The organism is Bacteroides timonensis, from assembly GCF_000513195.1.
GTDB classification, from domain to species: domain Bacteria; phylum Bacteroidota; class Bacteroidia; order Bacteroidales; family Bacteroidaceae; genus Bacteroides; species Bacteroides timonensis.
Map to the genome: position 1 here is coordinate 1 of NZ_CBVI010000089.1, position 15,772 is coordinate 15,772.

At 42.8% G+C, this 15,772-nt stretch carries 15 protein-coding genes; 3 read left to right on the forward strand and 12 right to left on the reverse strand.

The window, feature by feature from the left end:
• The 6 genes from BN161_RS16185 to BN161_RS16210 all read right to left on the reverse strand — a co-directional run.
• A partial coding sequence (locus BN161_RS16185) for a TolB family protein (protein ID WP_394332300.1) occupies positions 1–793 on the reverse strand: 793 nt, incomplete at its 3' end.
• Between the two features lie 26 nt (positions 794–819).
• A complete protein-coding gene (locus BN161_RS16190) occupies positions 820–1,095 on the reverse strand; it encodes a CXXX repeat peptide modification system protein (RefSeq protein ID WP_044268246.1) in 276 nt (91 codons plus the stop codon).
• A gap of 19 nt (positions 1,096–1,114) precedes the next feature.
• Entirely contained in the window at positions 1,115–2,056 is a 942-nt protein-coding gene (locus BN161_RS16195) for a CXXX repeat peptide maturase (protein WP_044268127.1), read from the reverse strand.
• Positions 2,050–3,222 carry a radical SAM peptide maturase, CXXX-repeat target family gene (locus BN161_RS16200; RefSeq protein ID WP_044268130.1) on the reverse strand — a complete coding sequence of 391 codons (1,173 nt, stop codon included), beginning with the start codon at positions 3,220–3,222 and terminating at the stop codon, positions 2,050–2,052. The genes BN161_RS16195 and BN161_RS16200 overlap by 7 nt, the downstream gene beginning before the upstream one ends.
• 21 nt (positions 3,223–3,243) lie before the next feature.
• Positions 3,244–3,552: a hypothetical protein gene (locus BN161_RS29905; protein ID WP_044268133.1), complete on the reverse strand. Its 309-nt coding sequence runs from the start codon at positions 3,550–3,552 to the stop codon at positions 3,244–3,246.
• Positions 3,553–3,799: 247 nt separating this feature from the next.
• Positions 3,800–5,629 (reverse strand): Ig-like domain-containing protein, encoded by a 1,830-nt coding sequence (locus tag BN161_RS16210; RefSeq protein WP_044268136.1) that lies wholly within the window; start codon positions 5,627–5,629, stop codon positions 3,800–3,802.
• 766 nt (positions 5,630–6,395) lie between these two features.
• Between BN161_RS16210 and BN161_RS16215 the strand changes: the two genes are divergently transcribed.
• A complete protein-coding gene (locus BN161_RS16215; protein ID WP_044268137.1) occupies positions 6,396–6,803 on the forward strand; it encodes a DUF6266 family protein in 408 nt (135 codons plus the stop codon).
• Here BN161_RS16215 and BN161_RS16220 read toward each other — a convergent pair.
• Both BN161_RS16220 and BN161_RS16225 read right to left on the reverse strand, forming a co-directional pair.
• Complete coding sequence (locus tag BN161_RS16220; protein ID WP_044268140.1) at positions 6,790–7,491, reverse strand: DNA alkylation repair protein; 702 nt, start codon at positions 7,489–7,491, stop codon at positions 6,790–6,792. The genes BN161_RS16215 and BN161_RS16220 overlap by 14 nt on opposite strands.
• A gap of 94 nt (positions 7,492–7,585) precedes the next feature.
• Positions 7,586–7,828 carry a hypothetical protein gene (locus BN161_RS16225; RefSeq protein WP_244436520.1) on the reverse strand — a complete coding sequence of 81 codons (243 nt, stop codon included), beginning with the start codon at positions 7,826–7,828 and terminating at the stop codon, positions 7,586–7,588.
• A 204-nt stretch (positions 7,829–8,032) separates the two neighbouring features.
• On the opposite strand from BN161_RS16225, the gene BN161_RS16230 reads away from it, so the two are divergent.
• A complete protein-coding gene (locus BN161_RS16230; RefSeq protein ID WP_044268143.1) occupies positions 8,033–9,265 on the forward strand; it encodes a nucleoside recognition domain-containing protein in 1,233 nt (410 codons plus the stop codon).
• A 19-nt stretch (positions 9,266–9,284) separates the two neighbouring features.
• Positions 9,285–9,695: an rRNA maturation RNase YbeY gene (gene ybeY / locus BN161_RS16235; RefSeq protein ID WP_007211142.1), complete on the forward strand. Its 411-nt coding sequence runs from the start codon at positions 9,285–9,287 to the stop codon at positions 9,693–9,695.
• A 179-nt stretch (positions 9,696–9,874) separates the two neighbouring features.
• Here the strand turns inward: ybeY and BN161_RS16240 are convergent, their stop codons facing one another.
• The 4 genes from BN161_RS16240 to BN161_RS16255 form a co-directional block, all read right to left on the reverse strand.
• Positions 9,875–11,896, reverse strand: a complete 2,022-nt coding sequence (locus BN161_RS16240) for a hypothetical protein (RefSeq protein WP_044268146.1) — start codon at positions 11,894–11,896, stop codon at positions 9,875–9,877.
• Between the two features lie 22 nt (positions 11,897–11,918).
• Positions 11,919–12,845 carry a family 43 glycosylhydrolase gene (locus BN161_RS16245; protein WP_244436523.1) on the reverse strand — a complete coding sequence of 309 codons (927 nt, stop codon included), beginning with the start codon at positions 12,843–12,845 and terminating at the stop codon, positions 11,919–11,921.
• Positions 12,846–12,910: 65 nt separating this feature from the next.
• The gene (locus BN161_RS16250) at positions 12,911–13,942 is read right to left on the reverse strand and encodes a family 43 glycosylhydrolase (protein ID WP_044268152.1); all 1,032 of its coding nucleotides are present in this window, start codon (positions 13,940–13,942) and stop codon (positions 12,911–12,913) included.
• A gap of 8 nt (positions 13,943–13,950) precedes the next feature.
• On the reverse strand, positions 13,951–15,771 hold the full coding sequence (locus BN161_RS16255; RefSeq protein ID WP_044268155.1) for a RagB/SusD family nutrient uptake outer membrane protein: 1,821 nt from the start codon (positions 15,769–15,771) through the stop codon (positions 13,951–13,953).
• Between the last annotated feature and the right edge of the window lies 1 nt (position 15,772).

Below are 15,772 nucleotides of genomic sequence, written 5' to 3' on the forward strand. Positions count from 1 at the left end.
ACTCATGATTAGTAAATCCTCTGTTCTTATCTGAAAGAATCAGTGTTTCTTTACCATCCACATAATTCACCAACCAAAGTTCACTAATCCCCGATGTAGAGTTACGGACACAGATAAAAGAATCGTTACTGTTCCCCACAATACATGGATTATAGCCACGGGCACAAGACGTCAACGCCCCATTTTCTAAATCCAAAGACCAGATAAAAGGTCCCGATTTGTCAACACGTGTAAAGAACAATAGTTTTCCATCCATTGTAATGACGGGATTCTTGTCAATGCTATTATTAGTAAGTTGCCGCATAATGCTGCCCGCATGTGCATTAGTAGCGCCTATTTGTATACGCTGAATATCCGATTTATCAGAAAAATACAAATTCCCGTCATTTCCCCATGAGAAATCATTAACATCCCTAAACGTACGTTGCGTAGAAGTACCTTGCGCACCCGCCTTGCGAATCATAATATTCCATTGCTTATTGATACTGCTTACATATCCCAATTCCAGACCATCAGGTGAGATAGAGAGCAGCCTCTCCGTACCCCAGTATACATTACTATTTTTACACCCTCCTATAGTAGTAGAGGCAAAGTTTCCTTTTGCCAAAAAGCCCACCCCTCCGGCTGAATTATTTCCTATTACAGAATTTGATGCCTCATCCGTAATCTTCATAACATTCAAGCCGCTTTCTTCCGGTGCATACAAATCAAGAAACTTACCGGAACCACATGCGGAGAGAGATAATATGCATACCACCATTATCCCACTTTTTAAACAAACATTCTTTCTCATAATATTACATTATAAATAATAAAACATTATTCTTCATAAACCAGATAAATCTCATTCGTACTAAAATTAATCTCCCAATTACCTTTCTCGCACTGTTCCCATTGATATTGATCTGACATACGATCCCACCAGTCCTGAAATTTTCTTCCTGTCTCTCCAAGATCTTTCACCAGTTTTTCATACAACATCTCATTACTCCCTGTTACGATTTTGGCCAACTCATTCAGCCCATTCCGGCGTTCAAAGAGAACCTGAATCTCAAGTTTCTCTTCTTCTGTAACTGCTCCTACCAATTTCTTCATAATCATATCTCATTACATTTTAATATTTCTTTCTCACATCAAACGGATCCAAATAATCTATCTCAGTTATTTCCCTGCCTTGTAGAAAGCACCCCGATTTACGTATCTCTTGCAACAAACCACGCGAGGCATTGCGTTCCAGATGGGCAGTCACGCATTGCTCATGCGAAGGGGTATTCACTTCCAGGGTCGTTTTTCTATTCAGCCAAATACAACGCCTGCATTGATATGCATCACAATGCTTGCATAACGGTGCATGGCTCAGACGGTATAACTGAGGATTCCTAATATCAAGTCCCTTATCCAAATCACCAATGGAATAGCCCTCACCTGACAGATAAAAAGCAGGACAAACATAAAATTTTCCGTCCGGAGCAAGCGTTATATTCTCCCATCCGGCATTACAGTTATTCATACTATCAAGCAGCATACGGTCAGTCAGCAGATTGAATTGGGGGATTGTCTCCTCATTATAAAAACCCTTTAACTGAAAAGCCAGTTCAGCCAACACAGACTTATACTTATCAAAGTCAGCTTCTGTAAAAGTATCCACATCAGTCAGTATTATATTCAAGCGGGCGACATGAATCAACATCTTTCCCACTTTCTCATAATGACTGAAAAAATCCTCTTTCTTCGTTCTCAGTACATAGACCTTATCCCTGTCCATATTTCGGCCTTCCGGATTCTCCCAATAATCCCAAATGACAATATCCGCTCCAGCGCAACAGGCAACAGGCATAATTTTACAATGCTCCGTCGTTTCTATGATTTCCTCATATTTCTGAGGTAATTCGTAATCAGGATAAACAAACTGAACCATCAGATTCTCTTTCATTGCCAGAAGAATAGCAGCCCGCAAATCCTGCAAACTGATTAGCTTATGTTCCGTCTTCGTATTCTCATAATGACAATAGGACGTACTGGTGTCATCCAATAAAACAATTAAATATTTCAGCATGGTTCGCCCCCCGATTCCATTTTACGCAAAAGCCTGTTCCAATAATAATTATTAGCCCTTACCCGTGCCTTGTGCATTTTACAGATAGCTGTAGAACGCTGGTAGATGGTAGAAGTATCGGCTGCATCGTAGTTTTCTCCCTGACACCATGCGCATCCACTTGCCACTTCACAATCGATGCACTCTTGCATACTTTGCGTACAACGGTCCAATGTCAAGAAAGGCCGCAACTTGTTCTTGTCAATGCCATCATGAATATTACCAATGATCCAAGCTTTCTTATTACGGAGGGAGTATTGTGCAAAACGGGTACACGGGTAAAAATTTCCCATTGCATCTACAGCCAGCATCATGCCCGCACCGCACCAATTCTGATTCTGCAACTTACAATCCAATGGTTTCCCTAAATGCTCACCAAAAAAAGAACAAGAATAATCCCGGTAATAGCCATTATCAATGATAGCATCCGCCAGCATCAGCAGTTGTTCTTCAAACAGCCTGTCATCTCCTGCTTTCCATACATCTTCAAACACACAGTTAATGTTCACTTCATGAATGCCCAAAGCATAAAGATGAAGAACACTTTCCTTGATATAAGGAATATCGGCACTGCTGATAGTCACTTTCGTACTTGCATCAGGAAACTGCGACAACCATAAAGGAATGTTGCGCACAACATCTTTATAAGATCCCCGTCCGCTTGCCTTATACACACGGTTCAGGTCATGCTTCATCTCCGTACCGTCAATGGTAATGCCAATACTGAGATGTTCCTTATTTTTCAGGATAAATTGCTGTACCTTTTCTTCATGGTAATTGATGCCATTTGTAGAAAAGCTGAAGCGGTAAGCGCCAAACCAATGATGATTTCTTTGGAATTGTTCAACCTTGATATAATCACAAATCTTATCTATCAGGTCTATTTCCAGAAAAGGCTCTCCGCCTATGAAATCCCATACCACAGACTCCTCGGGAAAATCCTTTTCACGTTCTAATACATAGTCAATAGCTTGTTTGGCTACCTCCCAAGACATACGCTCTTTCGAGTTTTTACCTACGAGGTAGCAATATTTACAAGCGAGTTGGCAGTCTTTCGTGACAATAAAAGTGATATTCTTTGCCATTCCAGACTTCCAGTCCACTTCCTTCTTTTTAATTCCTTCCATTTTTAAAATATAACGAATATTTTAAAAGTTAGTATTTATTGTAACTCCGGCACCCATTCCGGCATCCCGTTTGACATCCAAACATACAAGTACCCTTACACTGCCCCAAACAGGTTGAAACACATGCACCACGACAAGTTGTCGTACAAGTTTGTGCACAAGCCAGATTACAACTATTGCCACAGCCCGAGCAACCGGATGACTTAGCAGAATCCTTACAACCATCACTGCACCCTTCTTTACAACCATTACTACAAAAAGTGCTGCAATCAGAACAAGAAGATTTGGCTGTATTATCACAACCACTGGAACAGCCTTCTTTACAGCCATTTTTGCAACTATCTCCACAACCACCTTGCGATGTCCCTACGCAACTATTACTACAAGTAGAACCACAACCACTCTGTGCCGTTCCCATGCAACTGTTATTACATCCCAACGGTTCATCATCCTTGCTGCAACTATTCAATATAGGAGCAGTAGCAATAAGCCCTAAAAACGGAATTGCCTTTTTGATGGCGACTTTAAAAAACTCTCTACGTGATATTTCTTTCATACTTTTCATAGTAAGCCTAAATTAGTAACCTTTATAATATTTAGCAGGAACCGTAAAGTGATAACGCAGATTATTCTCAATATTCGTAAATATGATTTCATCTTCCACACGAAAATCAATCCAATTATATGATTCATATGATTCATATCCATCTTCTCTCTTATAATAAAAAGTACCCATTCCACTTTCTATATATATGGATTGAGAATAATCCGTTTCTTTCTTCAATTCTCCATTATCTTCAGTTTCAAGCAAATATGTACCTGTCAACTTTATATCATAGGTAAAACTCAGAAAAACCCGATAACGCCAATAGGGATTAGTATTATCCATTTTCTCATACCGCTCATATGTATATTTAACAAAGAAATCATTCCCTCCAACAGTTTCCACCGACACCTCATCATCGTAATACTCTATCTTTGAGCCTACACGGCTGTAAGCCCTTAGATAATAAGTAGTCCCCTTACTCAACTTTGTTAAAGACAATCTCAACTTCCCGTCACTACCTACACTTGCTGTAGTAACATTATCCGTAATCTTAGGATTAGGCGATGTTCCGTAGCATATATCTACTTTCTTCACCCCACTTGGAGCAACAGATGTAAGCTCCACCTTGCCTTCATATATATTTGTAGGTTCAAAGTGTGTTTTAATAATCCCTGAGGTAGTAAATGTTCCTTGATCTCCATAGTAATATTCCCCGCCCAATTTAGCATATATGCGGACATAATAAGCTGTTTCGGGAGTCAGTTCATTCAGCGTGTATACGATCTCATTGCCCGAAAGAGCAACTTTAGTGGCATCAACCGTCGGCATTGATGAAGTAGAATAACAAATACCAACCTCATCCATTTGCAAGCCATACGTCGTAATTGTTCCTGAGACCTCTGCCGAAGATGAAGAAATAGAAAAGAATTGAGGTACTGAAATTTCTACGGTCACTGCCGTAGTAAACATAGCCTGGTCGCCATACTTAGCCGTCCCGTCCACAACAGCATATATGCGGACATAATAAGTAGTATTTGCCTCCAGCTTGGTCAGGGTGTAAGAAATATCCTCACCGGATAAAACAACCTTCTTGTCATTGACAGTAGGAGATTGGGAAGTAGAGTAGCAAATACCGACTTCCGTGACTTTAACGCCCGAAGCTTTGACAGTTCCCTCCACGAGAGCCGAAACAGAAGTAATATCCGACACCTCCGGTTTAGAAATCTCCACTCCTCTATTAACGATCGTAATCCGACAGGAGGCCGTTTTATCACCATCATCCGTAGCCGCTTCAATAGTAACCTTTCCCTCGGCTATAGCGGTCACCTTACCGGTAGCATCCACCGATGCTATTTTGCTATCTCCCGAGCTCCATGTTACAGCTTTGTTTGTCGCATTCTCCGGTGTCACAACAGTTTCAAGTATCAAGTCATCCCCCACCACCATAGTAGACTCTGTAGGTTTAATCGATACTCCTGTCACCCTAACAACCTTGTCCACCACCGTCACTTTACAAGTCGCTGTTTTCTTGCCGGTAAGTGCTGTTACGGTAATAACCGCTTCCCCGGGTGTTACCGCTGTTACCATTCCAGTCTCATCCACCGTTGCAACACCGGGGATGCTACTGGTCCACACATGTCCTTTATCAGGTGTCTCAGCCGGAGTAAAAGAAGCTATCAACCTTTCAGTTTTGCCTTTCTCTAATGTTAACTCACTCTTGTTCAATGCAATGTCCGGAATCACAACATCCTCTTTAGTATCCTCTTTACTACAGCTACCAGCCAACGGCAGCATAAGCAAGAAGCCCAATATTACCCAAATGGACTTTGATTTACCGGTTGTCTTTTCTCTCTTCAGCATAATCCATATAGATTAAGCCTATAGACTTCCCCTGATTCGGCAGTATACAAAAAAGACGTGGGAGTCTGTACTTTCACTTATCCCAGTCTCAGGCTCTCGCATGCCCATCTCCAAGGATAAGCAACGCAGCTAGCCCACGCCAAGATGAATATACAGAACACCACGCCAAGCGCAATGTTTGGATAAAACACCTCAAGTGGACGTTCCCGTTGCCGTATCTTCTTGGAAATTTCAAATTTGCGAGATTTGAGACTAGAAGATAACGTTCGTAAACGTCTTTCTATTAAAATAATAAAAACCTCCCCCCTAACCCACCGGCTAGCTAAGATTGTGACAAAGTTAAGAAGTCTCACGGTACATGCCAAATTATTCAGGATGTTTTTAATCCTTTTTTTTTACCGCATAGTATCCGTTTAGGCCCTAATAGCCATCCGGATAACCATGAGAAAGAGATATCCAGCCCGCACCTTCTCCCTACTTACTCCCTACCTACTCCTTCTTATTATATAGGGAGAAGGTAAGACGTAACCCTGTCTGATACTGGTAATATTTATGCCGAAACACTGCATCACATACATTCTCTCCGTATATTCATAAATTCTTGAAAATAAACTCAGCAAATCAAAAGAAAAAGCAAACGTTTATTCATACCTTTGCGATGCGACGTACCTCAAAGAGCAACGCATGAAGAGTTAGAAAAGCCGTAATCAAGCTTCTCTTCCCCTTCACAAACAACAAAACATAAATAACTAAAAATTAAACTATCGTGGGAAAAATTAAAAAAGGAGCTTTCGGCGAACTCACGGGAAAAGTAGGAAATCTGGTAGGTTGTACATGGAAAGGTGTGCCTTACATGAGAACCCGCCCTACACATATGACCAATCCACGCACCAAAAAGCAACAAGGGCAATGCAATAAATTTCAGATAGCACTCAGCTTCCTCAAAACAATCACCCCGTTTCTGCGCATCGGATACCGGGAATTTGCAGAAGGACAGACAGCTTTCAACGCTGCCATATCTTATGTGATGAAAAATGCCTTGACAGACAGCGAGCAAGGACTGGAACTTCCCAAAGACTGGAAAGGCGATACTTTGATAGCCTATCTAGGCTTTTGCAGTGTAAACGATAAAAGCGTAACCAACAGCGTATGCCTGCCACTTAACGTTTCATAAATTCCTGTCGCTCTTCTTCCGGGAATTTCTCTATCGCATAGCGCAACATTGTGCGAGGCATCGTCGTGCAATGTTTTTCGAGAAACCGCACCAGCAAGTCTTTGTCCCGCTTTCCCATTTCACGCAGCATCCAGCCCACGGCTTTCCGCATCAGGTCATGGCGAGTGTGCAGGAAGTGCTCGGAGAGAGCTAAGATGTCGATGAAATCGTAGTTTTTGATGAGTGCCCAGGTGGAGACTACTGCAATGCGTTGGTCCCAAAGCAAACTGCTATTCGCCAGGCGATAGAGGACATCACGGGGTTTATCCTTCAGATATTCGCCTACAATGCCCGGTGCGGACAGGTCTACAAGATCCCAGTTATTGATACGGGCAGTCTGCGTCAGGTAAAAGTCGAAAAGCTCTTTTCTATCGGTTTCATCGCACTTTTTAAAGCGCTCCACCAGCATCAGCAAGGCACAAAGGCGACATTCATGCCATTCACTTTGCAGCAACTCTACCATTACCTCGAATGGTGCATCTTTATGACGCTTCGCCACAATACGGGTGTTAGGAACTACGATACCCAGAAATTTATCACCTTCTCCGTATTGTCCCTTTCCGGTTTTGAAGAAATTAGGAAGGTATTCCCGCTTCACAGGATCAATGTATTGTTCCAGTTCTTGCTGGATTTCTTTTGCATTCTGCATTTTCTTAAATTTAGTAGAGCACAAAAATACCGTTTTTCATTTTATTTTTCACATTGACACACAGAATATAAAACGGGTACCTTGGGTATATTCTTTATCCATAACAAACAGAAAGTTTCCATTTACCCTCTTTGTCAGCCTGCGTTTCATACGTCTTTCCATCCCAGGAAGTTGTTACTTTTACCGTTTTCATCGGCTTAGCCTCACCCCAGACAGGAGCATCCGCCTGTTGCTGCAATACCATATTATCCGAGAACATCGGTGGCAATACGACCTTGACCGAGATTGCACCGGATAACATCAGCAAAGCTGCAAATAACATACATTTGTTTCTCATATTGTTTAATTATTGATTTAAACAGAGGCATCGCAAACAGCCGCATTATAATATACAACCGCTTTTCAATGTCAGAAAGCAAAGATAGCCAGAATTTCATATTCGAAATAATGTTATTGCCCTAATAAATGCAATAATCTTTCCATTTATCACGCTAAATAGAAAGATATTCCTACTTTTGCACGAAAATCAACGCGTTATTTTATGGTTTTAAATTACATTTGGGTAGCATTCTTCGTAATTGCTTTCATTGTGGCACTCATCAAACTCCTGTTTATGGGCAACACTGAAATTTTTACGGAGCTTGTCAATTCAACATTCACTTCCTCAAAAACAGCCTTCGAAATATCACTGGGGCTGACGGGCATCCTTTCTTTATGGCTGGGCATCATGAAGATCGGCGAACAAAGCGGTATGATTAACGCGTTGTCCCGCTGGCTGAGTCCGGTGTTCTGCCGTCTTTTCCCCGAAATACCCAAAGGACACCCTGCCATGGGTTCCATCTTTATGAATCTCTCCGCCAACATGCTGGGACTGGACAATGCAGCCACCCCAATGGGTTTGAAAGCTATGAAGGAACTGCAAGAACTGAATCCCCAAAAGGATACGGCAACCAATCCGATGGTCATGTTCCTGGTGCTCAATACTTCCGGATTGATCCTGATCCCTATCAGCATCATGATGTATCGTGCCCAGATGGGCGCTGCACAGCCCACCGACATATTCATCCCCATACTGATCACATCAGCCATCTCCACCCTTGTGGGAGTGATTGCCGTCAGCATTGCCCAACGTATCAACCTGATCAACAAGCCCATCCTTATCCTTATCGGTTGCATCAGCCTTTTCTTTGCTGGACTTATTTACTTGTTTATGCAGCTCGGCCGCGAAGAAATCGGTACATATTCCACATTGATTGCCAACATTATCCTGTTCAGTATCATTCTTTTGTTCATAGTCTGGGGATTATGGAAGAAAATAAATGTATATGATGCCTTCGTAGAAGGTGCCAAAGAAGGCTTTACCACGGCCGTGCGCATCATTCCATATCTGGTAGCGTTTCTGGTGGGTATTGCCGTATTCCGCACTTCCGGTGCGATGGATATGTTAGTAAGCGGCATCGGTTACATAGTGGGATTGTTTGGCGCAGATACCAGTTTTGTAGGCGCCTTACCAACCGCACTGATGAAATCGTTGAGTGGCAGCGGTGCCAATGGATTGATGATTGACACCATGAAGGAATATGGTGCAGATTCATTTGTAGGACGAATGAGCTGCGTAGCCCGCGGTGCTTCGGACACCACTTTCTATATCCTGGCTGTTTACTTCGGAAGCGTGGGTATTACTAAAACGCGTAATGCCGTCACCTGCGGACTGATAGCGGACTTTGCAGGTATCATCGCTGCCATCATCATCAGCTATCTGTTTTTCTTTTAACTTTTAATTATTAATTGATATGATTTCCTATCAGACAGACGGTGTAGAAATGCCCGCCATCAAAAAGAGCCAAACCACAGAATGGATTAAAGCCGTTGCTGCCACTTACAAGAAAAGAGTCGGTGAAATCGCCTATATTTTCTGTTCTGACGAGAAAATACTTGAGGTAAACCGCCAGTATCTGCAACATGATTACTACACGGATATCATCACTTTTGATTATTGCGAGGGCAATCGCCTCAGTGGAGATTTATTTATCAGCCTCGACACGGTACGTACAAATGCAGAGCAGTTCGGCAGTGACTATGAAACGGAGTTACACCGGGTTATTATCCACGGTATTCTGCATCTTTGCGGCATTAATGATAAAGGACCGGGAGAACGGGAGATTATGGAGGCAGCAGAGAATAAAGCGCTGGCTATGCGATAAAGAAACGAAAGAAAGTAGCTGTTTAGAGCATCTATAGATGGGACACGCAGGACATATAGATCGGATGTATAGGATATATAGATCGGATATGCAGGATATATAGATCGGATATGCAGGATATATAGATGCAACGTGCATGAGATTATGACTCATGCACGTTGTATTTTATATCCATCTTTTTATTTCAATAAGAACTTCTCCGCACGTCCCGGAGAAAAGAGTTCCCACAGGGAAGCCACCGTCCAGCCCGGAGCAAAAATATTATTATAATATCCCTTTCCATTGCGACCATAATCCCAGTTTGTGTGCTGAACAACTTCGGGATAAAAGCCCACTTTAGCCACACCGCACATGTGTCCTTCGTACGGTAACAATTGACGCATAGAGGTAGAAATCACCTGGGCAAAGTCGGAGAAACGAGGTTCACTGTATTCTTTCGAAAGCCAATTCAATACATCGGCAAATTCAAAAACAAACACATCTATGTGGTTATTCTCCACCGATACATTTCCCCAGCCACGAGTTTTCAGACCGATATCACCCAGCATCTGTCCTTCGGCAAAAGGAACGTCCCAGGTATAATACCAGGATAAGGCAAAATAGGCCGCTTTCTTCGACAGTTCTGCATAATGTGTACGCTCTGCCCCTTTAGTAACCAGCGCCAGATAATACGTAGCAGTAGCGGCATACAGAGAAGCTTCTTTATCCTCACAGTTTGCATCCAGGGTTGAAGAGAAGAAATCCGCCTTAGATATAAGTTCTTTCTCCAAATAGCCCACTGTACGTTTCGCACTCTCCAGATAACGTTTATCCTTGAAATACTTGTAAGCCATCACCAGAGGCAAGGTAGCTGAAGGGGTGCTTCCACCCGTTCCATCTACAATGGAGAAGTCATCCTTAAACTTACGCGGGAAGCTACCATCCTCATTCTGCAAACGCAGGAAGCTATCCAAAATACCTTTGATACGTTTCTCCCACTCAGGATGTTTGCGCTTCCGCTGCTTTTCGTAAGTCAGATAATTCAGCACAGCATACACACCCTCTGATTGGCGGCGGATACTGTGCTTGGGTTCTTTAAAGCCACGATTATAATGTACCACCTCATTAAAAAAGCCTGCCGGAGAGAAACCGTTCTGAAGATAGGTATCAAAAACACTGTTGGCACTATTCATCAATTCCTGGCGGTTCTGTTGCGTACCATATTCCAGTGCATTGAAAGCATTGAGCAACGTACGTCCCACAAATCCGATTTCAGCAACATCCACATGATCGCAAGTAGCCGTTTTCAGTTCCACACCGGAATAGTAATGGGTAGGCGTATTGTCCACATAACTTTCCACAAAGAAATTACTGAGTACTTCTTTCATTCTGTCCACCGTATAAGGTGTATCAACAGGCTGCGGACGGTTCGTGTCGTAGCAATACTCCCAGGTGCGCTGCACGCACTCAGAGAAATCAGCGGCATCTATTTCCGCCAACTCCCAGGTCAGAGTAATGCTGTCTCCCTTGCGAAGCAACTGAAAAGCCTCAACAGAAGGAGCTAAAGTCAATTTACGAATATAAGTTTTCGGAGCTTCCCGATACGGAAAGCCGTAAGAAAGCACAGTCATGCCTCCCACATTTTCAAATCCGGTATAGCCTATGGATGTTTCTCCGGACACAATGACCTCTCCTTCTTTGTGAGTGGCCAGCGCCTCCTTGTCAAACTTATCAATGCGGATAACCGACATTGACTTACCATTTGCAGAGTTGAAAGCTGCTGTAAGCGGAGTGCTCAAACGGTCCTCGCGCACCAACCAACTATCCGAAGTATGGAATGAAGGCGCCTCTTTGGGCGAACGCAGGTTACGACGATACCAGAAACCGGGCATATAGAACTGACAGTCATCATGCTTATAACCGGTTTTTATCTGCTCTCCATAATTGAAATACACATTCTCCAATGCTTTGATGACAACATTGATGCGTTGTTTTCCATCTTTCTCCGTAACCTGACGGGTAATGACCAACGGCAGATTCCCGGAAGGCTGACAATCGTACACACCATCCTGCACTTTCCGGAGAGTTAATGAATAGTGTTTGGCATCATTTCCCGGAACTTTTAAAGATACGGAAACATTCTCAGGAGTATAGTTTGCCGCTCCAATATTTGCAATGCCCGCAGAAAGCATTATCCCTAAAAACAATCTTTTTAACCTCATATTCAATCTTCATTTTACTATTTTACAATACAGGTCTTTCGGATTCTGATGACGGAGAATTGCCAGACACGGATGGCCACCCGTCTTTCCAATCAACCTTATCTAGCATCAACACACGACCTCCGGGATTCTTGGTACTCACTGCATGATAAAACACCCAGTCATTACCCGCCTTATCCGTTACAATCTCTGAGTTATGTCCGGTACCTACAAAAGCCTCATTCTTGTGAATCAGTATTTCATGGTGGTTATCCAGCATCTTCTTACCGTTTTTATCCACATAAGGTCCAAAAAGTTTCTTCGAACGACCTACAACCGTAGTATAAGTACTTTTCAATCCTTCACAGCAAGTTCCTATAGATGCAAAGAAATAATAATAACCATCTTTTTTATGAATATATGTTCCTTCATAGGCTGTTCCTGCCACCCGACGAAGCTTGGCACCTTTCTTAACAGAAAGTCCGTCATCCGACAGTTCAATGCCGTAAATTCCCCGGAAACTACCCCAAAAGAGATATTTCTTTCCTTCATCCTCTATATAGAAAGGATCAATGGAGTTCTGCACATTGATTTCATTGCTGCGGAACATCTTTCCATGATCTGTAAAAGGGCCTTCGAGCTTATCGGCAGTGGCACATCCGATACCACAGGTCCATTCGCCACCCCAGACAGACATGGAATAATAAAGCACGTATTTATCACCTATTTTATTGATATCAGGAGCCCAGAGTCCTCCTTTAGGTTCAAAATCCGGACGAGTGCCTTTGGTAAAAGCAGTACCCACATACTCCCACTCCACCAAGTCTTTTGAACGATGGATAGGGAGGTTTCGGATATCTTCGGTGGCATACAGGTAATAATAACCATCTTCCCCTTTGATAACAGAGGGATCGGGCAGGCTATAATTTACAACCGGATTTTGATAGTTTTTGACGGGCCCTTGCGCCATAAGCAAACAGCTTATGGCGAGAAAGGTTCCGATTAACAATATTTTCTGCATATATTCACTATTACTTATTTACAAACCGGAGCTTCTGCTTCGGTAGATGGACTATTACCGGCAATCACCGGCCAATCATTCTCCCAAACAATCCGGTCAATCATCAAATAGCGTCCTTTGCTCGGGGTGTGTCTGTCATAACTATGATATAACATCCATTCATTACCCTCACTGTCCGTTATAATCTCCGAGTTATGGCCCGGTCCTACAAAACGATCATTGGCTCTGATCAGCACTTCATATTTATTGTCCAGCATTGATTCTCCGTTTTTATTCACATACGGGCCTAAGAAAGAAGTGGAACGGCCGACAACCGTAGTATAAGTACTCAACATAGAGTTACAGCATGAACCGACAGATGCAAACATGTAGTAATAATCGCCACGTTTATGAATGTAAGGTGCTTCAAAAGCAGTACCCGCAACCTGCACTCTTTCTTTCTTGGCTGTTGCAATGTCAGGGTATACTCTCGTACCGTCTTCATTCAGCTTCACAGCATACAAACCGTTGAAACTACCCCAAACCAACCATTTCTGTCCGTTGTCTTCAAAGTAGCAAGGGTCGATGGAGTTTCTTACATCAATTTCACTTGAAGTGAACAACTTTCCTTTACCGTCTACTGATATATCCAATGTGAAAGGACCTTCGGGAGAGTCAGCCGAAGCAATACCAATACCAGCAGTTGCAGGCTTGCCCATGGCAGACATGGCAAAATACAAGATAAATTTATCTCCAACCTTTTCGATATCCGGTGCCCAGACGGCTGCACCTGATTCTGTAACGAACGTAGGTTTCTTGTCGAACATCTTGCCTCCGTCTGTCCAATGAATCAAGTCTTCCGACTTACGGATCACAGATGTATTGGTAGCATATACATAAAATGAATGATCATTTTCTTTCCAGACTGTAGGGTCACCTACGCTGTAGTCTGTCAATGGGTTTGAATAAGGGTTCTTATAGTTTGCAGTTCCCTTATTATCGTCGTCCGAGCAGGATGCCAAGGCTCCTGTCAGAGCCAAGGCAAACAATATATATTTACTTCTCATATATTATCTTATTTATATCTTTGTTCAAGTTCTTCTACCGGGATATTATCTTCATAACCGTCGTATCCATAGTTCTGATTGATACGGCCTTGAGTGTTGGATTCTATGGCATTACGCGGAATGGGCCACAACACGTGATACGGCTTCATGATAAATGCATTGGTTGAATAATAATATTCTGTTGCAAAGAAATTATTCTTCTCCATCATACGGTCATAATACCAGTTCTTTTCTGAAAAGTTATTGAGTGAATATCCATCTATACCCTTTTCTGCTTTCAGGAAGGCAATACGAGTCAATTCAGTCTTACGATGGTCTTCCAGGAACAATTCTCTGGCTCTTTCATCCAAGATATCCTCCAGTGTAACAGATGAGAGTTCCGGTGCATTCACACGGCGACGGATTGTATTCACATCCGCAGTAGCCAGATCGTTCTTGCCTAACCACCAGTAAGCCTCAGCTCTATTCAGGTAAGTTTCGGCAAGGCGGAAGATATACTGGTCAGTGAAACCACCTACAGGTACTTTACCTCCTGCATTCGGATCATCCTTATCAATCAAAACCTTCACAATCGGGAAAGAGAAATAACAGCGCATGGTATCGGTACAGTAAGCAGGATTAACCGGTTGACCGAAGTAAGCGGCACTACCACCCTTTGAAGCCGGCAGATTGTATTTGATACGTGATTTATCATACCAGTTATTGGAATTATGACGCATATCATCTCCACAATTCTTCCACAACTCATATTGTGCATAGTTGGTAGGACGTATCTTGGCAAGACCTCTACCCAGCTCTTCCAACTGTTCGTATCCATCATAAATACCTGATGCATCAGTCATTCCGTTCTTTCCGTCCGGTGTCTTCATTTTGCTTCCGGCATGCCACTGCGGCACGAAGTTACGCTTACGTTTTGAACCGCTTGGAGAAGAACATCCGTCCAGACCGTAAATTTCCTGACCGATCATAATGCCTTCTTTGTTCTCAACAATACTGATATTCTCTTCCTGGAACAAGTCGTTGTATACGTCCCTGCTCTTATCATCCGAGTTGATACCGAAGCGTTCGGTCATCAGACGCAATCCGTAATCATTGATACAACGAGTAGTTGCATCTACTGCCTGTTGGAAATCACCGGTAGCCAGACATATCTTAGCCAGTAAATGTTCACCTGCGGCTCTGCTCACAGCACCACGGATTACTTCTTTAGGTAACCATTGTACGGCATATTCCATATCTTTCTTGATATTCGCCAAGATAGTTTTGCGGGAAACGGTATTAAAGTCCAGTTTTGCACCGGTAATTTCTTCTCCGATCCAAGGTACATCTCCAAATTGGTTAGTCAGCAGATAATACCAGTAAGCGCGATGGAAATATCCTTCTGCTAAACAAGCGTTTCTGTCTTCTTCCGAAGCCATACCGTCAGCTTCAGGAGCACGGGTAATAACCGTATTGGCATACTTGATGCCGTTCCAGCCGAAAACCCAGTAACGAAGGTGCAGATACATATTGGTGGTAGGGGTCAACTGAGTCACCATATTATGGATTTCCTTTGTTTCAGGACCGCCCATAACGGCCAAGTCAGACCAAGCATATTCATATACAGAATAAGTCTCACAGTTTCCGGAGTTGAAAGCATCTCCAAACCATTCAAAATTCATCTGTTTACGGCAGAGGCGAAGCATGGTTTCCAAACCTGCTTTATCTACAAAAGTGTTCTCCGGTGTCAGGAACGACATCGCCTTCGGTTCAAGATCAACACAAGCAGAAAGACCGGCAGCTATCAGGCAAGTTGCCAGACCTTTTAGTATATATTTCTTTGTTTTCATT